Genomic DNA, 24,263 nt, shown 5'->3' with positions numbered 1-24,263 from the left:
CAGGAGGATACAAAGAAATGGATATTCAGATCAGGGAAATGACAGACCGGGACCACCCGGAGCACATTCAGATCGACGGCAGCTTTACGGTAGATTCAGAGCTCATTTTGTCCGTTACGGAACAAGGGATCGGTTATACGGTCAGGCCCGTCGTGCCCAGTTACCAAAAAAGCTACCCCGACGAAGCGGATCAGGGCGACAGCGGAAATTTGTCGGAGTACATCGGCCGTCCGGACCGCGCGGTCTACCTGGCCTTGGCGGGAGATCAGGCCGTCGGCCGGATCATGCTGGCGAAAAGTTGGAACCGGTACGCCTATATCGAGGATCTTCGGGTGGATCGGAGCGCCCGGGGACACGGCATCGGCCGGAAATTGATCGAGCAGGCGGTGCTCTGGGCCAAGGCCGGCCACACGCCCGGCCTCATGCTGGAGACGCAGAGCAACAACGTGCGGGCGTGCCAATTTTATGAAAGCTGCGGATTTGTCATTGGAGGCTTTGATTCTTACCTATACCGGGGCTTGAAAGAGCATGCGCAGGAAACGGCTGTTTTCTGGTACCTGTTGTTTTAGCGGTCAACGGATGTCAGCTCAGCATATAAACCGCGATGAAGATCAGAACCGCAGCGAGGATTAAATAATTTCTCGTTCTAACGGGAAGCTTGTTGGCTTTCGGGCCGATGACCTGACGGTGGAAGACGAACAGCAGCATCAGATCTGCAAGAAGCACCAGCAGCATCAGATCCATTCTGCCGTTTATTCTCGCCGTCAGGTTTTTTTCTGCAAAACCGCAAACGCATAATCCGAGGAACAAGTACACGACATTTCTGACGATTTCCACCAACGTACCGATCGTCTTCATCCCAGGATCACCTCTCTTCTCTGAAACCCATTTTGAGCCAATGAATGTTCATTCAACCGATCGGCAGTCCCATTTCCACCGTCGTTCCCTTGCCGGGCTCGCTTGTAATGTTCAGGATGCCGCGGTGGGAAGCTATAATCTTCTTCACGATCATCATGCCCAGACCGTATCCCTCCAGCTTGGTCGTATGGAAAGGCTCGCCGAGCCGCTCCAGCACCTCTCCGGGCATGCCGATTCCGTTGTCCATGAACCGGATCCGCTGGTAACCGCCGTCTGCCTCGAGCACGATGTCGATCCGGCCTCCGCCGGGCAGCGCCTGAATGGCATTTTTCAGGATGTTCAGGAACACCTGCTTGATCTGATTGCGGTCACAGGATATTTTCTCCTCCCGGATGCAGGTGCACCGGATGCGGACGTTGCTCTTCGCCGCCTCAATTTCGATCAGGCTCAGCACTTCCTGCAGAATCGTCATGCACCAATCTTCCCGGAAGCGAATTTCCTGCGGTTTGCCTAAAATGAGGAACTCACCGACGATCAGGTTCATCCGGTCCAGCTCCGACATAATCAGGTCATAATGCCGCAGTCCCGAGGTCGGACCAGAAAGCTGAATGAGGCCCTTGACGGTGGTCAGGGGATTGCGGATCTCGTGCGCAATGCCGACCGCAAGCTGGCCGGCGAAGACCAGCTTCTCCGTATTCCGCAGTACTTCCCCGGTCCTTTTCATTTCCGTAATATCCCGCAGGGTGCCAATAACACGGCAGAGAGAGCCTCCCCTATCAAAAACCGGCAGAACGTCCAGCATATAATAGCTGTCGGAGTCCATCCGGGTGTTCTGCAGCTCCACGCCGATGCATTCCTCCTGTCTGGCCAACACCCGCTCGAAATAGGGGGAAACCAGGCGGTGCTCCAGCACCGGCGCACCCAGATATAGATGCTTGTCCCCGCCGTCCAGGCGGAGCATCCTCAGGTATTGATCGTTCATGTCGATAATCCGGCCGGTGGCGTCCGTCACGACAACCCCTTGGTAATTTGCCTCCAGCAGTACCTGGTTCAACGTGTGAAGGTGGGCGTTATTCCGGCGAAGCAGCATTTCCCGCTCCACGGAATCGACCATGGTACACAGCAGGGTCAGCAGGTGCGGATGGGCCGAATCGACCCCGGTCATCAGGGAGAGCGTTCCAAGCACCGCCCCGTCCTCCCGGTGGAAAGGGGCTGAGTAGCAGGCCATGCCATGGAGCGCCTCGAAGAAATGATCTTCGCCCAAGGTTTGAAACGGACGCTTAAACCGCAGGCACAGCGGAACCGAGCCCGTGCCGGTTTCCTCGTTATAGCGAACCCCCTTGGTAACGCCCAGCTCCGCGATGGCCTCGAGAAACATCGGCTCGCCGTAACATTCGAGCAGATACCCCCACTGGTCGGTCACAGTGACCAGGATCGGTGTCCCTTGAATGGTCGAAAGAAACTTGTTGACGAAAAACAGAATGATATCGATGTATTCCTTATAAAAGGATACCCGTTCCTCCAATTCCTCCTTGGTGTAACGCTTGCTGAGGACGGGAAACTTGGCGGGGTCAAGGCCCCGCTGCCTGTAGTGCGCGTTAAAAGCCGCAATGATCTGCCGATCATCCATTTGGCCTATCTCTTTATCCATTGCCTATACCCCATTTATGCCGATATTCCATCCCAAGATGACACTCAATTCCCTCTATTCTATCATCCTTTGGGACGGAAGCGTCTGCATAATATGAAGATTTTTCCTGAAAATAAATCATCCCCTTCCCGCAGAGCCGTCAATGGCTTAGGAAAGAGGATGTATTAGGATAAGGATAAGCCATAGCCTGTTCCGATCAGCGGCCCGTCAGGCGCTTGATAATCTCCCGGCTTTTCTTCAAATACCGGACCGATTGATCGTATTCCCGGCTGGCCACGCCCAAATATAAAATATCGATGACGTTCAGTTGGGTCATCCGCGACGACATGGCGCCGCTGCGGATTTCGTTCTCCGTCGATGACGTGTAGAGCGGATAATCGGCCTGTGCCGACACGGCATTGTTACCGTATTTGGTGATGGAAATCGTCTTGGCTCCGCAGGCGCGCGCTTCCTTCAGGCATTCGATGACGTGGGCCGTCTCGCCCGAATACGAAATGCCGACCGCCACGTCGCCTGGATTCAGCATGACCGCCGAGGTCAGCTCCAGATGCGGATCGGTAAAGGAATGGCTTGTCTTGTTGATCCGCAAAAATTTGTGATGCGCATCCTGCGCGATCAGATGGGAAGCCCCGAGACCGTAGAAAAAAATTCGGGAGGCTTGGCTTAACGCCTCCACCGCAAGTTCCATGGTCTTCGGATCTAGAATCGTAACCGTGTCCCGGATCGACTGTATGTTGTTGGCGGACACCGTTTGGATAATTTGCTCCATGGAATCGCCCGGGCGGATCTCCCGGTACTCATAGCGCTCCTCGCTCTGGTTCAAGTCTCCGGCCACCTTCAGCTTCAGCTCCGGGTATCCTTTTACCCCCATGGACTTGCACAAGCGGATGATCGCCGCCTGGCTGCCGCCGCTTTCCGCCGACAGCTGCGCTACGGACATGTCGAGTATGCTGTGCGGATAGCTGAGAATGTATTCAGCCACTTTGTGCTCTGAGGGCGTAAGGTCGTCCAAAATCTCTCGCAGTCTGACTAGTCCCCCGTTCATGATGCTCTCTCCTTTGCCCGTATCGTATCGTAGCAGATCTCATCTCTGCTCGTTCTCGTTCACATCGTTATCCATCTCTGATGGCGGCGGTAATCGCGTTGTGCACCGCCGCCCGCAGCACGCCTACGCTGCCGCTTCGGCCGTAATAGACCCGGTTGGTGAGCAGCACCACCGCCAGGTCCAGATCGGGCTCCACCCACAGGCTGGTCCCGGTAAACCCGGTGTGCCCGTAGCTGCGCGGGCCCATCCAGTCGCCTGAGGCATCCCAGCGGTCCCCTTTCAGGACCCAGCCGAGCCCCCGGTTCGCCCCGGCGATGCCGGCGGTATAGGTCCGGGTTGCAGCCCTCACGGCCGCCGCCGACAGAACGGGCCGCGGCTGGCCGCCCGGCGCGGCTTGCTCCGGCACGGCGCCGCCGGCCAGCCACATCCGCGCATACCGCGCCAGATCGCTGGCGGTGGCGAACAGGCCGGCGTGCCCGCAGACGCCGCCGAGGGCGCGGGCCTTCTCGTCGTGGACCACCCCCTGGAGATGACCGCCGGCAGCGCGGTCATATTCCGTCGGGGCGGTCCGCGCCCGCAGCCCTGCTGGCGGGGCGAAGACGGCGCCGGCCATGCCGAGCGGCTCCCATATCCGCGCCTTGGCCGCCTGTTCCAGAGGCATGCCCGCCGCCTTCTCGGCGATCCGGCCGAGAAGGAGGAAGCCAAGATCGCTGTAGACGGCGGCCGTGCCCGGCGGATACTGCAGCGCCGCGCCGGTGACCGCCTCCCACATTTGGGGCTGCGTCCAGCCGTGCGAGTGGATATTCCGATCCGCCGGCAGACCGGAGGTATGAGTGAGCAGCTGTCCGATCGTCACCTCTTCCCGCCCCTCACCGGCAAACTCGGGCAGCCAGGCGGCAGCTTTTGTACCGAGCGTCAGGACGCCGTCATCGATCAGCCCGAGCACAAGCGGCAGCGTGACGCTCACCTTGGTCAGCGATGCACAATCATACAGGACATCCGGTCCGGCCGGGAGCGGATGATCCGGACCCGGATCTGCCCTCCCCGCTGCATGAACCCATTCCTTCCCGTGCCGGGTGACGGCCAGCACCGCCCCGGGTATCACCCCGGCGGCCATCTCCCGCTCAATGGCACGTCCGGCGGCCTCGAGCCCTTTCGGGTTCAGGCCAAGCGCCTTAGCGCCTTCCGCTATACCAGCGTACATGATCTTCCCTCCCGCTTTTCGGCTCCCTCCAGGGTCGTAGCAGACTCAATAGGCGCAAAATGTCCAGAACTGACCGGAGCATATCCATAAACACCCGCCAATAGGTCAACAAACTTACTTGTATGCTGCCTTGAGATGTTAACATTTCTGGTGCCTATTATATCGCTTGCGAAATTTTATTTCAACTTACAACAAATATTTAGAAATTTTTATTTAAAATTGGCAGCATCCATTGATCCACAGCCATTAAGGACCGTCCCTACTGATGTTTATGACATTTTGTTCATTTTAAGACACTTCCGTCTAGGCATCTGCATAGGATGCAGCAGGTCAATTCCAAACGGAGGTCAACATCATGAGTGTTCAATATTCAGGCTATCAGCACCAAACGCTGTACCAGGCAGAGCCTCATATGAGCCAAACGCTTCATTCGGCTCGGGACCGCTTCAACCAGCTGTGCCGCCAACATGTCAATAAGCATGTCCGGATTGAAACGCTGGACGGCGATGTATTTGAAGGAACCCTCTTGCACTGCGACAAGGGTATCGTGTATATCCAAATTCCGCAGTCATCCGGACACCGGGCTTTCATCCCCGGACGTCCCCTCTTCTTCAACCAAACCATCCTGCCCCTGGTCCTGTACGAACTGCTTGTCATCAGCTTACTAGCGTGAGCACGCCATAACTATGCTCTAATGAGCAAGGAAAGGAGTCATCCCCATGGCATTCATGCCCCCTTTTGGCCCTCAAGGCCAGCTGCAGCCGCCTTCATCCCCTCCGCCGCAATTTACGCCTGCGCAGACCGGCGCATCGGCGCTCGCTGTGGATCCCGGCGCGATTTTCGGCTGCCTCTTCCGCAATACGTTTATTTGGACCGTACGCGGTCCGGGTTTCTGGTTCTATCCCGTCTTCGTCGGCCGGACCTCCGTTGCCGGATTCCGCTGGAACGGATTTTTCTGGACGTACTCAGGACTGGACCTGAGAACCATCCGATCGTTCTCCTGTTTTTTCTAGAACCGCCCCGACTCACAAACACAGCGGCGGTACCCCGGGGACATGGCGCACCCCGGCGTACCGCCGATTTTTCATGGAATCATATATGTTCAGGATGGCTGCCGCATCCGCAATCGTCACGCTAGACTCCGGGATACCTTCCTGCCCAGAAGGAAGCAGACGATAGCCGCTCCCAGGCCCAGTGCGACCACCGGACCCGCGACCCAGGGATTGTACAGCACGGTGGAGGTGGCGCTGACCACGGCTCCTCCCATGCCTGCCCCGGCCGCCAGGCCTAAATGGGTCACCGACGTATTCAGGCTGAGCACGAGCCCGGAGGATTCCGGCGCTTGCTGGATAAAGTAAGTTTGAATGGCGGGCGCAGTTACAAACATCGCAAACATCATCACGCCGATCAGAATGAGGTCCGGAACGAGCCAGGAAGAAAACGCCGGCAGCAGCGACAGGGCCGCGGCATGAACGAGCAGACCGGCCAGCAGGAGACGTACGGCCCCCCACCGGTCCACGGCGTAGCCCCCCAGTCGGGAGCCGATGACCCCGAGAATGCCGAAACCCAGCATGGTCACCGCCACATCCGCGGCGTTCATGTGAAGTACGCTTTGCAGAAACGGGGTCATATAGGTATACATCACCGAATTCCCTGTCTCCCGGAACAGCGTAATGAACAGGGCACTTACGATAACTCCGCTGCCCAACAAGCGCAGCTGGCGTCCCAAGGGTACGGGTTCATCACCTTCCACGGCCGGAAGGATTCGGTAGATCGCCGCCATAATCAGCAGACTCAGCGCTCCCAGCAGGATGAAGATCATTCTCCAGCCGATCCAGCCTGTAATGGCGATGCCAAGCGGGACTCCCAGCACCATAGCCAAGCTGAAGCCAAGAATAATCGTGCCAATGGCGCTGCCGACCTTCTCCGCCGGGACGAGCTTGGCGGCGGCGCTGAATACGACGACCAGGTACACGCCCGAACCGATGCCTAGAATGATGCGTGAGGCGATCAGCAGGGCAAAATGGGTGCTGGCAAAGGACAGTCCACAGCCGGCTGCGAAAACCAGCAGCGCGCCCAGCATGACCTTTTTTCTGCCGAGACGAGAGGTCAGTGAAATTAGAACCGGCGTGCCGATCGCAAAAGCTAAAGAATACGCCGTAATCAGCTGCCCCGCCGCACCGACGGAAACGTTCATATCGCCGGCGATTTCACTGAGCACGCCGCTGACGATCAGCTCTGAGGTGGCGGTCAGGAAAACGCCCAGCGTCAGTAAATAAATATAGAACCGATTTATTCGTTGGATCATGTTCATACCCTCCATATATACGACCGGCAGCCGGTGAATCCGAGGCATGGCCGGCACATGCCGGAGTGCACCCTGAAGCCGATACTCATAGAATCAATGAGCGCAAGACCGGTACAGCGCCGGGCCACGTCTGGCATATCAACGTGCACCGTTCTTCCGCTTGATTGAATTATATGTGAGGTACAAACAAATCGTAAGAACGCAAATGATTTGGAGATAATCCTGCCATTTTGACCAGCTTACAATTTGTAAGTGTGTTTTGAGTTACACAAAAAAACCAAAGGAGCCCGTTCTCCTTCGGTTTGCTTATCCGTCCGTTATATATCACCATTTAATCCGCTTGGCCGTATCCAGCAGCAGGCTTCGCTCCTTGTCCGGGAGTAGCCAGGTATGGATCTCTTTTTGTATTCGCTCCAGGCTCGTATATCCTTTGGCCAGTCCGTTCAGCCTGGCGGCCAGCGTGGAATGCACCAGCTCCTCATGCGACGGATAGAGCCGGCTCAACTGCTCGATCGCATCCGGATGCCTTTTCAAGTAGTATTTCTGGTGGTGGTCTTCCGCCGGGTACCAGGTCGTAAGGGGAGCGATTTCCGTATCCGGCTTCCCCTTTCCCTGCTCTTCGCGCTGGACCAGAACCTGACGAATCGTCTCCAGCTGTCCATCACCGTGATAGAGCAGCAGCGACAAATACTGCCTGCCTTTGTAATCGTTAATATTCAAGGGGTTGTGATTGTCCCAGAACGCGTTCAGAATGTCGGAATAAGAAATGACGCCAGGGTCATACACGACCTCGACCGTTTCTGTATGATCACCCATGTCCCGGTATGTCGGATCAGATGTCGTTCCTCCACCATAGCCAACCCGCGTCCGGATCACCCCCGGCATATGGCCGAACAAAGCCTCCGGACTCCAGAAACAGCCCATGCCCAGCGTCGCCATCTCCGGAGCAATACCTGGCTCTTGAGAATGAATGGATCCGGAATTTTGTACGCTCATTGGTTTCACTCCTTTCAACATTTAGGCGAACATCGTGCTGATATCGTCGACCTGAAGGCCCAGCGTGCTGCCGATCAGAAAATACAGCAGCGTCCATACGAATGCCGTCGTGTAAGAGACCAGTGCAAAGCGGCGGTAAGCCATCCCTTTCATGCCGACGGCATACGGCGTCACGTTTCGCAGAACGGGCAGGAATACGCTGATGCACATGGCCATATTGCCGTATTTCCGGTTCAGCAGCTCCGCTTTATTAATATACTTGGCCATTCGCTTGGACCTGGTCAGACGGTCGAGCAGGCGGCTTGCCGCCAGACGGCTGACGACAAATCCGACGGTCAAGCCCGAACAGATCCCCAGGTAAATCGTGATAAACGAAGAGACCGGTGCCAGATGCCCCGTCCCGGCAAGCACCCCGCCGATCATGACCACCACCTCGTTCGGAAGCGGGAGGCCAATAACGCCTAAGCACAATACGAAAAAGAACGCAACATAACCCACCTGCTCAATGAGTCCCATCAGCGTATCCATACTCTTTCGGTTCCTCCCATACCCAGCAAAAATAGTCCATCCTGAAGCCCTTTAGGCGCGCTGCCAGACAGGCCCCACCTTTTAACGTATGCCGCCTTCCGGTCCATTAAGAATCCCATCCTCAACAGTTAGACCTGTTCTTAGCCCATCTCTTCCTTCAGCTTCCGGTCCAGCGCCCGAAATGCGTCCCGGATTTGTTCTTTGGGCACCTTGGCATACAAGTCCCCAATGCTGACTTCATAGGAGGACTCCCATGCCCCATTATCTTTTACATAATGATTCAATTGAATGCCCGTTTCGCTGATGATATCCACCAGCAGCGCCTCGAGCCGCTCTTTGCCAAGCTGGATATGGACGTGAAACATGTTCGATACGGGAACGGCCGGCCTTGTGGTGACGCCGTGGCATTCGTTATACAGCGCGGCAAGCTCCTTGGCTTCCTCATAATACCGCTCCATCCGCCCAATGCGCCGGTCAAAATAATAATCAGCGCTGACGACATACGGATACAGGCTGAACAGATCCCCACCGTGCCGTCTCTTCCATACCTTCGACCGCTCTGTAAAATCCGGACTTCCCGCCAAAATCGCACCGGAAATGCCTCCGATGCCTTTATAAAAAGAAACATAGACACTGTCGAAAAGCGAGCAGATTTCCGCGGCGGTTTTTCCATAGTAAGGTGTAACCTCGAATAGTCTCGCTCCATCGAGATGCAGGCGGATGCCCTTTTCACGGCAATAGGCGGAAATCGCTTCGAGCTCGCCGTAGTCCGGCAGCTGGCCGCCGATTTCGCGCTGAGGAAGCTCCAGAAGGAGACAGGCTACGTCTTCCGGCATCTGCTGAATGTCCTCCAGCCGGATCAGGCGTTCCTTGTCCGCCAGCAGCACCGGTTCAATATGATGCAGCTCTTTCAAACCGTCTTCCTCGTGGATTTCCAGGTGGCACAGCGGGTGATATGCCACCTTCTTCACCTGCTTCTCATCACACCAGATCCGCAGCGCGATCTGCTGGGCCATCGTCCCGCTCGGGAAGAAAACGGCTGATTCCTTGCCCAGGTACGCCGCCATCTTGTTCTGGAAATCCTCGATCACCTTACCTTTGCCGTAGGCATCGCTACCGAGGGACCCGTCCACCTCCCGGAAGGCCTCCTTCAGCACTTCCAGATTTCGGGGACCGTGTCCCCCCAATACATATTCCGCCTGCTTGCCTGCTTCTGCCAATGTTTTACCCTTATTCATTCGTCCGGACCGACTCCCTTTCAACTCGCGCATTGCAACCGGACCATCGCTTACGTCCGGCCGTTCACGTGACATGTTCAACAACGATCGTTGTTTGCTGTCTTTAGCATACTAAATCTTTAAAGGGAGATGCAAAATTTTTTGCGCACGCAAACAGCCCCGCTCCAACCGGGGCTGAATCAGGGGCTGCTTTCATATCTCCTCTATGTGTCTGTACGGACTGCTCAATGGAACGATTAAGATTTTGCCGCCGCTTCAAGCTCCTTGATCTGCGCCTTGTATTGAACGAGCAGCTTGGCGAGCGCGTCCTTAATGGCCGCCTCATCCTTCGATTCAACCGCCTCATGCAAAGCGATGTGGGCCTTCATAAAGGCAACGGCAGACTCGCTTGCTTCCTTGCTGACGGCAATACTCAATGTTTTGGGATGCTCCGGATCGGCTGCCGAGGCTGAATCCGTCTTGCCGACCTCATTCTTCAAATCCATCAGCTTGGAGATAATGATCTTGGCAGGTCCGAGCGCCTTGGCCTCATCCACAGGTTTGGCTAGGTCCGTCGCTCCGGATTTCACCAGCTCCTTGATCTGGCCCAATACCTCAGCTTTGTCCAATTCTTTGAGCTGGCCCAGCACCTCGGTTTTATCGAACACCTTGATCTGATCCGGCACATCGGCTTGCCCCAAATCCTTGGCCTGACCCAGGACATCGGCCACCTCGTCCTTCAACTTGTCCAGGATTTCAATCCGGATCTTCTCCCCCGGAATTTTCACTGCCGGCTGAAGCGTCTCTGTAACCGGAGAAGCTTCGCCCGCTTTTACTTTCGCTGCTTCTTCCACAGGAACCGCCTTAATGACGCTGAAGAAGCGCGGACCTTCTCCTGCCACCTTTTTGAACTGCTCCAATGTCTGCTTCCAGTCCTCTACGGTGTCCGGCGCATATTTCTGGGCCAGCTCGAGCGGATCTGCTATGGCGGATTTAATCACCGCTCCCTTTATTGCCGGTATCGCAGCCACCTTGGTTGGAACATCGGAAGAAACTTGAGGCTGTTCGCTCGCGTCTGCATTCGTAACGGCCGGGGCAGCAACTGCGGACATGAGCAGCGCAGAGGCGACCGTCTTTTTCAACCATGCGTTTCGAATCATTGATTCAACACTCCTTTTAGGTTGGATATGTGTTACATGTCCCAGTCTACGGAACGATTGTGGCAGCCCGCCGGTGAAATTATGGAAAAACAATGGCAGAATTCCATAGGCAGGCACCCGCTTGATATACTGGAGTTGAATTTCCAATCCGGGAGGTACATGGGATGAACAACAGTCATGTCATCGCCGTGGTCGATGATGATGAACATATAAGGGATCTGGTCGAGGCGTATTTGCAAAAGGAAAACTACCGCACGGTCGGCCTCGGAAGCGCAGAGGAAGCCTGGAATCTGTGGCGGACGGCACCGCCGGACATGTGGGTTCTGGATATCATGCTTCCGGGCATGGACGGCTACGAGTTTTGCCGGCGGATCCGGCAGGAGGCGGAAGTACCGATCATTATGATCTCGGCCAAGGACAACGAGGTCGATAAAATTTTGGGTCTGGAGCTGGGCAGCGACGATTACCTCGTCAAGCCGTTCAGCCCCCGCGAGCTCGTCGCCCGCATCAGACGGCAGCTCCATCGCTGGTATAAGCTGAGCGGATCCGCCGATGCTGCAGCGGGCCTGTCCCATTCGCTCCGGATCGAGTTGGGCGGATTGCACCTGATTCCTGACGAACGGCGCGTATTTTGGCACGGGGAAGAAGTGGACCTGACCAGCAAGGAGTTTGCGATGCTTCAGGTGCTGGCCGAGCATCCGAACCGTGCCTTCACGCGGGACGAGCTGCTGACCCGGGTCTGGGGCGACGACTATTTCGGCAGCGACCGGGCGGTCGACCACTTGATCAAACGGATGCGCAAAAAGCTGGAGCATGTACCGATCGAAGCCATCTGGGGACATGGCTACCGGTTAAGGCACGAAGGAGGCGACATTCACAATGAAGCTCGTGCATCAGATTAATTTGGCCTTCGGGATCGCGCTATTGCTGGTCCTGTCCGTTACGGCCGTGGTGATCCATTTCGTCCTGCTGGACCACCTGATCGGCTCCCAGAAGGAGGATTTGAAGGCTATGGGGGCCGTCATATCCGCCAAACTGCGGGTCGACACCATTCAAACCGTTGCGGCGGAGTTGTCCACGGAACCTGCCTTGCCGGTTAAAATGGCGGACACCAGCGGAGTTGCGGCTATCTTTACGGATATCCAGGGGAAAAGCGTACCCGTGACCGCCCCGAATCCTGCCATGAAGATCGCTGAGGCCGTGAAGGGCGTTTCCGGCGAGCAGGCTTTTAAGGACATCGTAGAGGGGACGGACAAAAGGTTTATCACGTCCGTAAGTATCATGCCCCAGGGAACGCTTACCCTGCTCACGCCGGTAAGCCGGGTCAAGACGATTGAACAGGCGCTGCTGAAACGGCTGCTGATTATATTCGGGGTCGGGGGTGCGTTCATGGTCGCATTCAGCCTCTTTATCACAAAGAAGCTGATCCGGCCGCTTATGAGCCTGCAGGAGGAACTGATCAAGGTCAAGGAGCGCCGGTTCTCCGAGGTCCGCTTCATCAGAGCCGGAGGCGAAATCGGCTCCGTGGCGGAGTCCGTGTATGACATGGCCGGGGAGCTGGACCGGTTTAACCATGTGCAAAAGCAGTTTTTCCAAAACGCGTCGCATGAGCTGAAAACCCCGCTGATGTCCATCTCGGGCTACGCGGAGGGCATTCGCGACGGGGTGTTTGAGGGAGAGCGGGTCCATAAAGGCCTCGAAATCATTATCAGTGAAAGCAGCAGACTCAAGAAGCTGGTGACGGAGATGACTCTGCTGGCGAAGCTGGACAGCGAGGAAGACGTATTCCGCAAGAACACCGTGTGCCTGAAGGAGCTGATCACCGAAGCGTCGGAACGCTTGAATCCGCTGCTGGTCAAGAAGGGGATCCGGCTGCGGATCGATTACGAACCGCTGTCCGGCCGTTTTGACATCATCGCCGACCGGGACAAGCTGCTTCAGGCGCTGCTGAATGTCATGTCTAATGCCGCCCGCTATGCCGTTGAACAAATGGATGTACACGCCAGGTTCGTGAAGGATCGGATCGAAGTGACCGTCAGCGACGATGGGCCCGGTATACCGGGTGAGCTTCTCCCTTTCCTTTTCCACCGGTTCGTAAAGGGCAAGGACGGAGAATCCGGCTTGGGGCTGGCGATCTCCCGGGCGATCGTGGAGCGGTGCGGCGGGTCCATCGCCGCAGGCAACCGACAGGAAGGCGGGGCCGTGATCTCGATGAGCTTTCCGGCCGCTGCAGGCGAATAGAAGCCTGTTCATACAAAAATGCCCCCTGGAAACGGACCCGGTAAACCTTAAGGTTCATCCAAAGTCTATTCCAAGGGGTCTTCGGGATCGGATCATTTGAACCAGCCCTTCTCTTTGAAGCGAGTAATGGCTTCCACCCGATTCGTGACTTGAAGCTTATCCAGAATGACGGAAATGTAGTTCCGGACCGTTCCTTGCGTGATATCCAGTTGACTAGAGATTTCCTTCGTGTTCTTCCCGTCGGCAATCAGGCCGAGTACGTCCTTTTCCCGTGGGGTAAGCGGATTTTCCTGGCCGGAAGCATCGTCCACGAGCTCTGTCGCATAAATCCGTCTGCCCGCCATGATACTCCGAATGGAACTTGCCAATTCCTCGCTGGGGCTGTCTTTTAACAAGTATCCATATGCCCCGGCCTTAATGGCCCGCTCGAAATAGCCAAAGCGTGCAAAGGTCGTCAGAATCATCACCTTGCAGCCGCTTCCTTTCAGTTCCTCGGCCGCTTCCAGTCCGCTCTTTCCCGGCATTTCAATATCCATGATACAAATATCCGGCTTCAGCTGTTGAACCAGTTTCACGGCATCCTCGCCGTTGCTCGCTTGGCCCACAACCTGCATATCCTTTTCCAAATTGACCAGCGAGGCAAGCGCACCTCGCACCATTCGCTGGTCCTCGGCTATAACGATTCGGATCATATGACGACCTCCTTATCCGGGTGTTTAACGGCGTTGGGCACTTTAATGATCACCTTCGTGCCCGGATCGATGCCCGCGGTGATTTCCATGCTGCCGTTTACGAACTCCAGCCGTTCTTTCATCCCGCGCAGTCCGCTTCCTCTGGCCAAGACCGGGTCCGTTTGGATTCCAATTCCATTGTCGATGACCTTCATCGTCAGCTCGGTTGCAGACGACTCGATGACGATCGAGCAGACGGTAGCGCCGCTGTGTTTGACTACATTCGTCACCGCTTCTTTCAGGCACATGCTCAGCACATTTTCAACCAATAACGAGGTATTGCTGAGAATCGGGTCTCCTGCCATAACAAATTCAATCTCGGCTGCCTTAAGGATCTGCTTGATGCGGAACATTTCATCTTCGAGGCGCGTGCCGCGCATCTGCGTGACCATATCCCGCACTTCTTTCAGAGCATTTCTTGCCGTTTGACGCACATCGTTGATCTCAGCCTGCGCCTGAGCCGGGTCCGTGCTGATTAATCTGCCGGCCAAATCACTCTTCAGCCCGATAAGGGACAGCTTCTGACCCAGCGTATCATGGAGATCACGGGCAATCCTTTGGCGTTCCTCCAGCTTCACCAGTTCGGAAATCCGCTTATTCGCATCCTCCAGCTGTATCTCCAGTTTCCCTCGCTTGTTCCGATAGTATGTGGTGACAGGCAGCAGAATCACCGCGATCAGACTGATCAGAACAAACGGAATTTGGGTAATCATGACGGGATTCTGCGTTACATATTCATAATTCACCGTGACCATCGTCGTGACGAGGTGAATCGTATACAGCGTGACGAATCCAACCCGGTGATGGATATTTCCGATAAAGAACGCAACGAACAGCGCGAAATAGACATAACCAAAGATCAGGGTCATTGCCAGGGATATCAGAATCTGAATGGACGTCCAAAAATACAGCCACCAGCCTTTGGATACAAACGACAGCACATAGCAGCCGAAGAACGCCAGAATCATCAGGGTGCCGAACACCACATGAACCGTGGACGAAGAACGAAATATGAAGTAAAAAGGGACAATATAAAAGATGACCCACACGTAGGGACTAAGTCCTGTGCTCCTGTGGAAAATTTGATACCATTTCTGCAAGGCCGTTCCTCCCGACGTGCGAACGATAGTTTTTCCTTGTAGTTTATCATAAACGCCGGATCACGGCGCTATTCCCCTTGTATGCCCGCTCTGCTGGCTTTTATGGGTTTAGATCCACGCTCGCTTTGCCGCCGTCCAAGTTTGATCTGCTTAAAGCTGACAAATGTTTTATTCTTCTCGTCCCACAGCCGGAATTTAAGAGAGGCCAAGCTCGTCGCGAGCGTAATTGTCGTAGCCTTCTGAAGCGGCGGCGTCGAATTATGCGCCTTTTCCAAATTGTAATTGGGCACCTTCGGGCTCAAATGGTGGACATGATGGAAACCGATATTGCCTGTGATCCACTGCAGCACCTTGGGCAGCTTGTAGTACGAGCTTCCTTCCACCGCAGCTTTTACGTAGCTCCATTCGTCCTCATTTTCAAAGTACGAATCTTCAAACTGATGCTGCACGTAAAACAGCCAAATGCCCAGCATCCCGGATACGAATAAAATCGGGAGTTGTACCATCAGGAACGCCTCCCAGCCTACCGCCCAGCACATCGCTGCATACAAACCGACAATCGCTGCATTCGTCACATGGGTGTTGATGCGTTCCTTCCGCTTCGCTCCTTTACGGTTAAAACGGTACGATATGACAAACACGAAGATCGGCCCAAGTCCGAGCATAACAACCGGATGGCGATAGAACCGGTAAGCCAGCCGCTTAGTCCATGACGCCGCAGCATATTCATCCACCGTCATCACCCACATATCGCCGATCCCCCGTTTATCCAGGTTGCTGCTCGTGGCATGATGAATGGAGTGCTCGTTCTTCCACTGCTGGTACGGCACAAGCGTCAGAATCCCCGTAATCATACCGATGATTTCGTTCGCCCGCCGATTCTGAAAGAAAGAATAGTGACAGCAGTCGTGAAAAATAATAAAGGTCCGAATGGCGAATCCGGAAGCAATAAGGGTTATAGGAACAGTTATCCAATACGATACGGATAAGCTTAAATATGCAGCGTACCAGAGCAATAACAGAGGTCCCAGGGTTGTCACAACCTGCATGATGCTCGATTTCGTATTGCTTTTCTCAAAGGGGGCCATTTCTTTTTTTAGATTGGTGACCTTGGTTTGTGTTTTCATCTGTCTTCCTCCCTGAATGAAGCATGCCGTCATACTCGGGGCTTCCGAGGACGTCTTCTAGCCTAAGTATAGGAAACCAGACCGTCACCGAGTAGTCATGAACATCAGGTAGGGAGTATGACAAACGTCATATACGGAGGCATAAGAGAAGGACCAACAGGCTCTTTAACTCAGCCCCAAAATAGTACATCTGCTCTTGCAAAGAAAACAACCCATAGGCGGGTGTCACCTCGGGCTCCATGTGAATAGGTTATAGTATTAAATCCAAATATGGAGGTTCCCCATGATTACGAATGGACATCCGTACGGGCCGTGCTGGCAGCCATGCGTGGACCCGTATGCTTATGCTTACAACCAGCGATCCTCTTATCCATACGCCCTTCCCTATATGTGGCCCCAATACGTCTATCCGGTTCCCTACCGCACGTACTACGCATATGACACGAACGGGCAGCTCAACTCGTATCCTTATCCGTTTGCCCCCACCACTCCGCAGCCGTTCTCCTATGACTGGAACCGGGTTGAGCCCACGCCTCAAGGTTACAAATTCAAGATTAACCCTTCTACCGAGAAAACAGAGCTGGCAAACCCTGAGAATACGGCAGTCAAACCTGAGGCTGTAAAGGAAGCTCCCGTGAAAAGTGAAGCGGCAAAAAGTGAACCCGTCAAGGAAAAGGCCGCAAAAGAAGAACCTGTGAAAAGCGAAGCCGTAAAGGGTGAGCAAAAAGCCGAATCCACAAAAGGTGTTCAGATGAACACCTCCATGGAAATCGGCGGCAAGCACGGCGTTGGCGTCAGCGCCAGCGGCCAGATGGACAGCGCCGGAGTAAGCACCCAAGCCGGCACACATGTCGGCGGCGAATCTTACGGACTCGGCGTTCAAGGTGAAGCCGGAGTAAGCGGCAGCCACGGCCTCAGCTTCGATACCGGCGCCCAACTGGGCGGCAAATACGGCCTGGGCGTCCATGCCGACGGTCATGTCGGCATCAAGCAGGGGATCGGCTTGACTACGGAAGCCCAGCTTGGCGGAGATCACGGCGTCGGCGCCTATGTGAACAGCCAGGTCGGCGGCGGGCAGGGAGCCGGCGTCAGTGCAGGTGCCCATGTGGGCGGCGATCACGGTCTTGGGGCGCATGCCGGGGCGCAGGTTGGCGGCGGCAAAGGCGTCAGCTTCAAGGTCGGCGGCAATGTCGGCACCCATGACGGCGAGCTCGGCCTGAACTTTGGAGGCTCCGACAAGAAGAAATCCTAATATTTATGCGATTACGGCGGGAGGCCCACAGGCCTTCCGCCTTTTTATGCGGAAGTCCAGTCCCTTTCTCCGCCTGGTTCAGGGATGTTTTTTCGATCGGCACACTGCCCACGTATCCTTACGCCGGCTTGAATCGTTAATCTGGTAGGGAAACTTATCTTCGTAACCCGTTTGCTATTCCCTGACTATAAGGAGGTGTTCCCTTGATCATTGAAAATGGTGTAAGCATGCTGGAACTGCAGATTGATGGATTTGGCGGCCCCCAAACGTTACACCCGACGCTCGTATGGGACGGCCAGGACGCGGTGCTGATGGATACCGGAACGCCCGGCCAGTGGGGACGGATCCGGACCGAAATGGAGCGGCTCGGCGTACCGGCGGAGCGACTGCGGGCAATCGTGCTGACTCATCAGGATATCGATCATATCGGCAGTCTACCGGAGATTCTGCGGGAAGCCGGCGCCAGCATCAACGTATACGCCCACCCGTTGGAAAAACCGTATATTGAGGGGGAACGCCCTCTAATGAAGGCAACCATGGAGCACATGGCCTGGCAGCTCGAAGGCTTGCCGGAAGGAGAGCGCAGGCGGATTGTCTCTTTTCTGATCGCCAACCTGCCTAAGGGCAGAGTCGATCACACGCTGGAAGACGGGCAGGTGCTGCCCTATTGCGGAGGAATCGAGGTGATTTACACACCTGGACATACGCCGGGACACCTCAGTCTGTATCTGCAACGGAGCCAAACGCTGGTCGCCGGGGATTCGATGTTCAGCGTCAACGGCAAGCTTATGGGAGCCCACCGCCCTTCCACACCGGATATGGACACGGCGGTACGCTCGCTGCAGAGGTATCTGGATTACGGGATCGAGAGCGTCATTTGTTATCACGGCGGTCTCGTCCGCGGCCCTATTCGGGCTCAGCTTGAGGCGCTTGCGGGTATGGACTGACCTTTCTTATTATTCCTCCCGTCCTACGAAGCCGCATCGGCTGAACGAAAAAAAGCTGCGGGAATATTCCCGCAGCTTCCTGTTGCATGCTTCATAGCGATTCAGCGATTAGATGAGGCCTGACTTCTCCAGCAAGCGCTGAAGGATTTCGGCCGTTTCCAATCTGGTGATCTCTTTCTTCGGCTGCAGTTGACTTCTAAGGCCGTCCAGCAGCTCGTTATGAACCGCTTCGGCCACGGCCTGAGCCGCCCAGCCCGACACGGCCTCACTGTCCGCAAATACGGAGAGTGCATGGCTTACGCCTTCCTGGTCAGCGCCGGATTCCAAACGGGCGAGCTTGCCGGCCCGATTGAACATGACCAGTGCCTCCTCGCGGGTGATCGTATGGCCGGGACGGAAGGTACCGTCGCTGTAGCCGTTCACGATGCCGTATTTCTGGGCGAGGGTTACAGCTTCCGAATACCAATCGGCGGCCTTCACATCGGCATAGCTGCTCGATTGGCCGCCACCGGCAAGTCCTAACGCGCGGACCAGAATCGCCGCAAATTCCGCGCGGGTCACCGTACGGTCAGGATCAAACCGGCCATCCCCCGTTCCCTGCAGAATCAGGCGGGAGGCGAGGTCCTGCACGACTTGCTGCATATGCCCGCTTACATCGCTGAAGCTTGTGCTGTAGCCAACAAGGGCGAATGTGCCGCCGCTTAGACTGTTCACGACTGCAGTGCGGCTGCCGTTCTCTCCGGCCAACCGTGTAGGCACCGGATGCACGGCTCCGTTCTCGTCCAGCATGACTCCCGTAGACACAATACCTTCGCTTGCTGCCGGAACCGGCAGGATATGTTGCACATAAGTGCTGTACGGACTAATGTTCAAGCTTTGACCCTGGAGTGAAGCGGCAATCCGGAAATCTACCGGTGCGGTCACCAACTGCAGCCCCATCTTTTGGGAGGCTGCCTCCAGCTGTGCTGCCTTTGCCGCATCAGACCGATAGATGATGATCTGGACGCTCATCCCCGTAACATCACCTGAAGCTTGGAAGAGCCGGGCTAGTCTTGATGTGCTGATCTCAGAAACCGGAATCTGGTAGCTTCCGTTTGCGGTTTGGATCACCAGCTGGCTTGCGCCGGTTTCCAAAGCTCTCAGCGATTCTACCGTCAGCCCCAGCGTCGTTGTACTTGCCGCCTGCATGACCGGAATCGTGACGGATTGTCCCGGCCCGGCCTGACTTAGCATGGCCTGCAGCTTCGACGGTTCAAGAACGGCCGTCACCGATGTCTGCCCGTTATTGGTAGCCGTCGTAGTTTGGAGCACTCCGTCATAGGACTTTCCGTTCACAACGACCGGTGCAGGAGCGCTGGCGGTCGAGCTTCCCGAAGACGTTGGCGCTGTTGAGCCACCAGTGCTGCCGCCATTGTTGTTCGATCCGCCGCCGCTGCCACCCGTGTTTCCGCCACCGCCGGTAGATCCACCGTTACCGCCGGAGCTGCCATCACCGCCGGGGCTGTTATCTCCGCCGCCGGAGCCGCCATCACCGCCGGGGCCGTTATCTCCGCCGCCGTTTCCGTTGTCGCCGCCATGATCCGGCGGAGTTACCGGCGTCCATACCGCATAGAGCGTTATATTTTCCGAACCGACCGGAATGGTGTCGCCTTCCTTATACAGCGTGCCGCTTCCGTCCGAATGCTGGCTCCACCCGGCAAAATCGTACCCGTCTTTCTTAAGGCCGCCGGTATTCCCCTGTACGGTTACGTTATCTCCAGCGCCATAAGCTTGTTCGTCCACTGGGACAACACCTGCTGAACTGCCGTTATCGTTGTACGTCACCGAGTACTGCCTGGGACCGGGATCGGAAGGATTTGCGTCAGAGACCGTTACCGGACTGAAGCGGATCGCCTGGTTGCTTTCGATCATAGACAGTCGATGCGAATAGAGCAGGTAATTTTGGGACAAGCCCTGACCGGCTTGAATGCCGATCGTTGAAGCCTCGCCGTCATCGTATTCGCGGTTTTCTATCGTGATGTTCGGATATTGATATTGGACATCCCCATTTTCGAATAGAATCGCCTGGAACGTAATCGGGGCATCGGCATTATAAAAATACACGTTGTTCCATTGCACGATATACTTCCGGTCCCCTTCCTCCCCGATCATTTTCGTCAGGATTTTGGAATGGGGATCGTTAGGATTCAGCCTCAGACCGGATACATAGGCCTGCAGTGCAGGCGGTGCATCAACATCAGGGTATTCCTCTGGACCCGAGGTGGAGTAGTTGTCAAAATAAATTCCTCCGTTAATGTCAACCCAGACCTGGCCGTACTTCTTTCCGTAGAATGAAAATTCGAACGGAAGTTTAACTTCCTTGGACGCATTGTAGGTTTGTCCGCCGAAATCGACCGCCTGTCCATCGGCCGCATCCAAGCTGTCGTCCATCCCTTCCAGCTGTTCTAAGGTGTACGGGACAAGAGGATCAGCGTCTACTGCAAAGTAAGTATGGATCTCGTGGCCCTCAACGAGCGTTTTACTTGGGAAACGGTTCACCCCGGTAACCGGCTTCACCAGAGCCGATCCATAAGGGTCACCGTCAACTGTGGCCTCGACGAGGTAAGGTCCGCCCTTCGGCAGGTTTACCTTATAATGAACCGTGTGTGTATTTTCGTCGTATTTAAATCCTTCATCGCCTTCGCCTACTGAGATCCCGAGGCTGTTTCCGCTCGCCACCAGCACTCTCAGGTCGTCCACCGATTCGGGTGCAACAGGGATATCTCCTTCAACGGTCGCAACCGGACGCCACGTATAATCGGCGCTGTCCACAATCTCATCGCTGTTTTCATTGCCGGGAACCGCCGCCACACCTGTGCTATCTTCTTGCTGCACCTTGGCGCTCATCCATTCGAAGCCGATTCCAGGCAAATCTCCAGGCTCGCCGGAATTCCCGGGAATCGGGTCGCCGAGCCCCTCATCTCCGGTATCAGTTTCGCCGCTTTCACTTCCGCCAATGCCGCCGGTTTCCCCGGAATTTGAGCCTACAGTCCCCTCATTGCCGTCGCCCGTGCCCCCGGTCGTGCTGTCGCCGACTTCGCCGCCGCTAGTGCTACCGTCTTCTCCGGCTCCCGTGCCGTTCTCGCCAGCAGGATTATCCGGCTCTGTGCTGCCGCCATCTGAGCCGCTCGATCCGCCGCTGCCTTCAGAGCCCTCAGAGGATGTACCTTCCTCGGAACCACGGCTGCCGCCAATTTTAACCGTCTCCACCCGGAACGTGATCGGATGCGGGTCTTCCAGATCCACGTGCGGAATCCATGGATTATCGTACGGGTTAATGGAAATGACGAAAGGCTCATTCGGCGGGTTCTCGCTGGTCTCCTCGTACAGAAAATCTTCCTGATCGTTATAAGAGCTTACTCTCAGCTTATAACCCTCGCCATAATCGTTGTCGCTAACATAAAAAACAAACGGATCCTCCTGCGGCTCCACTGCAATTTCGGCAAATGCTGCCATCGGGTACAGCTGCTGCAGGCCGAACATAAGCACGGCTCCCAGACTTAGCTTTTTTAATCGGTGCATTTCCTGTCTCTCCTTGCTCTTTTAGGTATGAAAATCATCCCGATCCAATGCCAGTTATAAGCCTTACCGCCCAGGCCTTTTGGATCAGATTCAAAAAGGCATCCCTATCGTAGCAAGGCAAACAGGCGCCAACAATTAACGAAAGTTAACTGAGCCGCCAAAATTCGATATTTTTAGCTTTGAACTCATCCGAAAGTATTGGCTTTTGCGAGCCTGAATGTCCGGCCGTCAAGCACCAAAAGGCATCCCTGGCTGGCGCTCGGCCGCAAGGGATGCCTTTATACGAATCATACGGGATTAAAAAAACAGGTACCGAAGTATCTGCGGCTATTCCTGCTGGAGCCCTTTCATAAACTGCACGATCTTGTCGTGCAGGCCAGGGAGCCCTTCGTGGCCGAAATCCGGATAGATTTCAAGCTTCACGGACGACTTCATTTTATTAATGGCGGCAAACTGGGTCGACGGCGGACAAATCGTGTCCATCAAACCGACGCCAACCATGACATCGGCCTCAATGCGCGAAGCCAGGTTCTGAATATCGATATAGCCGAGCTTGGTAAAAATTTCGTCCTCGCGCTGATGCTGCGGGTCGAACTTGCGGAAATAGGTGCGGAGTTCCTCGTACGCATGAACGCTGAGATCCATCTCCCATACCCGCTTATAGTCGCTCAGGAACGGATACACCGGGGCAGCCTTCTTGATTCTCGGCTCCAGCGCGGCACACGCGATCGTCAGTGCGCCGCCCTGCGACCAGCCCGTCGCCCCCACGCGGTCCGCGTCGACCTCGGGGAAGCCCATCACGATCGCCGCCAGCTGTGCGGTGTCCAGGAACACGTCACGGAAGAGCAGCTTGTGCGGGTCCTTGTCGCTTAAGCCGCGGATGATATGTCCATGGTGCGTGTTGCCGACCACGCCGCCCTTATCCTCGGACAAGCCGCCTTGACCGCGGACGTCCAGCGACGCGATGGAGAAGCCCATCGCCGGGTAGACCATTTTATCCATCCAATCCCCGCTGTCTCCCGTATAACCGTGAAAGTGCAGCACGGCCGGGTGAGGCTGGGTGGCTCCTTTTGGCCTGGCGTACTTGGCATGAATTCTCGCGCCGTTCACCCCGGTGAAATACAGCGAAAAGCATTCGGCAAACGGCACTTCAAAATCCGCTGGAACGAGCTCTACCTGCGGATCGACAGCCCGCATTTCTTCCAGTGCCTGCGCCCAGTATGTATCAAAATCATCCGGCTTCGGGCTTCTTCCTTCATACTGCTTCAACTGGGACAGCGGCATATCTACGAGTGGCACAATCATCAACCTTTCTTTGTTACAATGTTAATTGGGTTATTTTTAATCTTAATTACATTCGCTCGTTACCGTTTTATTTCCTGCCCGTGCCTGCAGCCAATAAGAAGCTATCCTCGACAAAGTTTGGTAGCCCGTCACCACTAACTTTTTTGTCCATAGCGCTCTTCCTTTCTCACGAACGGCCTTACCATTTTTCTCATAACCCCGACATGATGAAAAAAAGCGGCGGCTGTGCTACAATACTTGGGTTGTAGTTGCAGGTGGCATTTCATTTAGGGGGTACACGACTCGTCATGCTTATTATTGGTATCGCCGGCGGCACTGGCTCCGGCAAAACGACGGTGGCCCGTTCGGTCATCGATCGTCTCGGTTCGGGAAAGGTCACCTTCATTTCCCAGGACAATTATTACAAGGACAACCCTCATCTTAGCCTGGCGGAACGGGAGCTGATCAACTATGATCATCCGTTCGCCTTTGATAATGAACTACTTATCGAGCATTTGAGCCAGTTAAAAGAAGGCCAAACTGCTTACGCGCCGGTGTACGACTTTACGGTTCACGCCCGCTCCTCGGTCGACAAGGTGGAGCTGACGCCGAACAATATCGTCATCATCGAAGGCCTTCACGTCCTCTCGGACGAGAAGCTGCGCGAGATGCTCGACATCAAGGTGTTTGTGGACACCGACCCGGACGTGCGTATTCTGCGGCGCGTCCTGCGTGACATTGAGGAACGCGGACGCAGCATCCAGTCGATTCACCAGCAGTACCTGGCCACAGTGAAGCCGATGCACGAGGCCTTTATCGAGCCGTCCAAAAAATACGCCGACCTCATCATTCCCGAAGGCGGGGAAAACGAAGTCGGCATTCAGCTGCTGTCGATCCTGACGGAGAAGTTCCTGACGGGCGACCGGGACTGGTCGGACATCTAAACACAGCTTGGATCGGTTATAGAACCGTTGATTCTCAGCTGCAGCGAAAAATAATCCGGACAAGCAAAAACAGCCCTTCGCCATCGTGTGCGAAGGGTTGTTTTTTTAT

Annotated in this window: 22 protein-coding genes; 8 read left to right on the top strand and 14 right to left on the bottom strand. The window is 55.5% G+C overall.

The genetic code is table 11. The features are described from left to right. The first annotated feature begins 17 nt into the window (after nt 1–17). Entirely contained in the window at nt 18–569 is a 552-nt protein-coding gene (locus FHS19_RS22835; RefSeq protein WP_183584125.1) for a GNAT family N-acetyltransferase, read from the top strand. Nucleotides 570–582: 13 nt separating this feature from the next. Here FHS19_RS22835 and FHS19_RS22830 read toward each other — a convergent pair whose 3' ends face one another. From FHS19_RS22830 to FHS19_RS22815, 4 genes are all read right to left on the bottom strand, one after another. Next, complete coding sequence (locus FHS19_RS22830; protein WP_183584124.1) at nt 583–858, bottom strand: hypothetical protein; 276 nt, start codon at nt 856–858, stop codon at nt 583–585. A gap of 52 nt (nt 859–910) precedes the next feature. Further along, nucleotides 911–2,509: an ATP-binding protein gene (locus FHS19_RS22825; protein WP_183584123.1), complete on the bottom strand. Its 1,599-nt coding sequence runs from the start codon at nt 2,507–2,509 to the stop codon at nt 911–913. Nucleotides 2,510–2,705: 196 nt separating this feature from the next. Next, nucleotides 2,706–3,554 (bottom strand): MurR/RpiR family transcriptional regulator, encoded by an 849-nt coding sequence (locus tag FHS19_RS22820; RefSeq protein WP_183584122.1) that lies wholly within the window; start codon nt 3,552–3,554, stop codon nt 2,706–2,708. Between the two features lie 67 nt (nt 3,555–3,621). Further along, nucleotides 3,622–4,758 (bottom strand): serine hydrolase domain-containing protein, encoded by a 1,137-nt coding sequence (locus tag FHS19_RS22815; RefSeq protein WP_183584121.1) that lies wholly within the window; start codon nt 4,756–4,758, stop codon nt 3,622–3,624. Between the two features lie 355 nt (nt 4,759–5,113). Between FHS19_RS22815 and FHS19_RS22810 the strand changes: the two genes are divergently transcribed. Both FHS19_RS22810 and FHS19_RS22805 read left to right on the top strand, forming a co-directional pair. Further along, nucleotides 5,114–5,431, top strand: a complete 318-nt coding sequence (locus FHS19_RS22810; RefSeq protein ID WP_183584120.1) for an LSm family protein — start codon at nt 5,114–5,116, stop codon at nt 5,429–5,431. Nucleotides 5,432–5,477: 46 nt separating this feature from the next. Next, entirely contained in the window at nt 5,478–5,771 is a 294-nt protein-coding gene (locus FHS19_RS22805; protein WP_183584119.1) for a transporter, read from the top strand. A gap of 116 nt (nt 5,772–5,887) precedes the next feature. On the opposite strand, the gene FHS19_RS22800 is transcribed toward FHS19_RS22805, so the two are convergent. The 5 genes from FHS19_RS22800 to FHS19_RS22780 all read right to left on the bottom strand — a co-directional run bounded on the left by FHS19_RS22800 (nt 5,888) and on the right by FHS19_RS22780 (nt 10,967). After that, a complete protein-coding gene (locus FHS19_RS22800; protein WP_246426773.1) occupies nt 5,888–7,066 on the bottom strand; it encodes an MFS transporter in 1,179 nt (392 codons plus the stop codon). Between the two features lie 324 nt (nt 7,067–7,390). After that, nucleotides 7,391–8,062, bottom strand: coding sequence for a peptide-methionine (S)-S-oxide reductase MsrA (gene msrA, locus FHS19_RS22795; RefSeq protein WP_183584118.1), 672 nt, complete (start codon nt 8,060–8,062; stop codon nt 7,391–7,393). A gap of 21 nt (nt 8,063–8,083) precedes the next feature. Then, nucleotides 8,084–8,590: a DedA family protein gene (locus FHS19_RS22790; RefSeq protein ID WP_183584117.1), complete on the bottom strand. Its 507-nt coding sequence runs from the start codon at nt 8,588–8,590 to the stop codon at nt 8,084–8,086. A gap of 140 nt (nt 8,591–8,730) precedes the next feature. Beyond that, nucleotides 8,731–9,828: a threonine aldolase family protein gene (locus tag FHS19_RS22785; RefSeq protein ID WP_183584116.1), complete on the bottom strand. Its 1,098-nt coding sequence runs from the start codon at nt 9,826–9,828 to the stop codon at nt 8,731–8,733. Between the two features lie 236 nt (nt 9,829–10,064). After that, a complete protein-coding gene (locus FHS19_RS22780) occupies nt 10,065–10,967 on the bottom strand; it encodes a hypothetical protein (RefSeq protein WP_183584115.1) in 903 nt (300 codons plus the stop codon). A gap of 164 nt (nt 10,968–11,131) precedes the next feature. On the opposite strand from FHS19_RS22780, the gene FHS19_RS22775 reads away from it, so the two are divergent. Together FHS19_RS22775 and FHS19_RS22770 are read left to right on the top strand one after the other, a co-directional pair. Beyond that, a complete protein-coding gene (locus FHS19_RS22775; protein WP_183584114.1) occupies nt 11,132–11,869 on the top strand; it encodes a response regulator transcription factor in 738 nt (245 codons plus the stop codon). Further along, on the top strand, nt 11,847–13,208 hold the full coding sequence (locus FHS19_RS22770) for a sensor histidine kinase (RefSeq protein ID WP_183584113.1): 1,362 nt from the start codon (nt 11,847–11,849) through the stop codon (nt 13,206–13,208). The genes FHS19_RS22775 and FHS19_RS22770 overlap by 23 nt, the downstream gene beginning before the upstream one ends. A 92-nt stretch (nt 13,209–13,300) precedes the next feature. Here the strand turns inward: FHS19_RS22770 and FHS19_RS22765 are convergent, their stop codons facing one another. From FHS19_RS22765 to desA, 3 genes are all read right to left on the bottom strand, one after another. Next, nucleotides 13,301–13,900, bottom strand: coding sequence for a response regulator transcription factor (locus tag FHS19_RS22765; RefSeq protein ID WP_116233021.1), 600 nt, complete (start codon nt 13,898–13,900; stop codon nt 13,301–13,303). After that, complete coding sequence (locus FHS19_RS22760; RefSeq protein ID WP_183584112.1) at nt 13,897–15,039, bottom strand: sensor histidine kinase; 1,143 nt, start codon at nt 15,037–15,039, stop codon at nt 13,897–13,899. The genes FHS19_RS22765 and FHS19_RS22760 overlap by 4 nt, the downstream gene beginning before the upstream one ends. A 68-nt stretch (nt 15,040–15,107) precedes the next feature. After that, nucleotides 15,108–16,166: a Delta(5) desaturase DesA gene (gene desA, locus FHS19_RS22755; protein ID WP_183584111.1), complete on the bottom strand. Its 1,059-nt coding sequence runs from the start codon at nt 16,164–16,166 to the stop codon at nt 15,108–15,110. Between the two features lie 283 nt (nt 16,167–16,449). Here desA and FHS19_RS22750 point away from each other — a divergent pair, with 283 nt between their 5' ends. After that, nucleotides 16,450–17,418 (top strand): hypothetical protein, encoded by a 969-nt coding sequence (locus tag FHS19_RS22750; RefSeq protein ID WP_183584110.1) that lies wholly within the window; start codon nt 16,450–16,452, stop codon nt 17,416–17,418. 203 nt (nt 17,419–17,621) lie between these two features. Then, nucleotides 17,622–18,365, top strand: a complete 744-nt coding sequence (locus FHS19_RS22745; protein ID WP_246426772.1) for an MBL fold metallo-hydrolase — start codon at nt 17,622–17,624, stop codon at nt 18,363–18,365. Between the two features lie 108 nt (nt 18,366–18,473). On the opposite strand, the gene FHS19_RS22740 is transcribed toward FHS19_RS22745, so the two are convergent. Together FHS19_RS22740 and FHS19_RS22735 are read right to left on the bottom strand one after the other, a co-directional pair. Continuing rightward, nucleotides 18,474–21,926 carry an S-layer homology domain-containing protein gene (locus FHS19_RS22740; RefSeq protein ID WP_183584109.1) on the bottom strand — a complete coding sequence of 1,151 codons (3,453 nt, stop codon included), beginning with the start codon at nt 21,924–21,926 and terminating at the stop codon, nt 18,474–18,476. A 327-nt stretch (nt 21,927–22,253) separates the two neighbouring features. Beyond that, nucleotides 22,254–23,225, bottom strand: a complete 972-nt coding sequence (locus FHS19_RS22735; RefSeq protein ID WP_183584108.1) for an acetylxylan esterase — start codon at nt 23,223–23,225, stop codon at nt 22,254–22,256. Between the two features lie 293 nt (nt 23,226–23,518). Between FHS19_RS22735 and udk the strand changes: the two genes are divergently transcribed. Further along, nucleotides 23,519–24,154, top strand: a complete 636-nt coding sequence (gene udk / locus FHS19_RS22730) for a uridine kinase (RefSeq protein ID WP_183584107.1) — start codon at nt 23,519–23,521, stop codon at nt 24,152–24,154. The last annotated feature ends 109 nt before the right edge of the window (nt 24,155–24,263 follow it).

The organism is Paenibacillus rhizosphaerae (assembly GCF_014192015.1).
Lineage (GTDB): Bacteria > Bacillota > Bacilli > Paenibacillales > Paenibacillaceae > Paenibacillus_AQ > Paenibacillus_AQ rhizosphaerae.
Note: the sequence above shows the minus strand (reverse complement) of the source record. Positions and strands in the feature narration are given on the sequence as shown.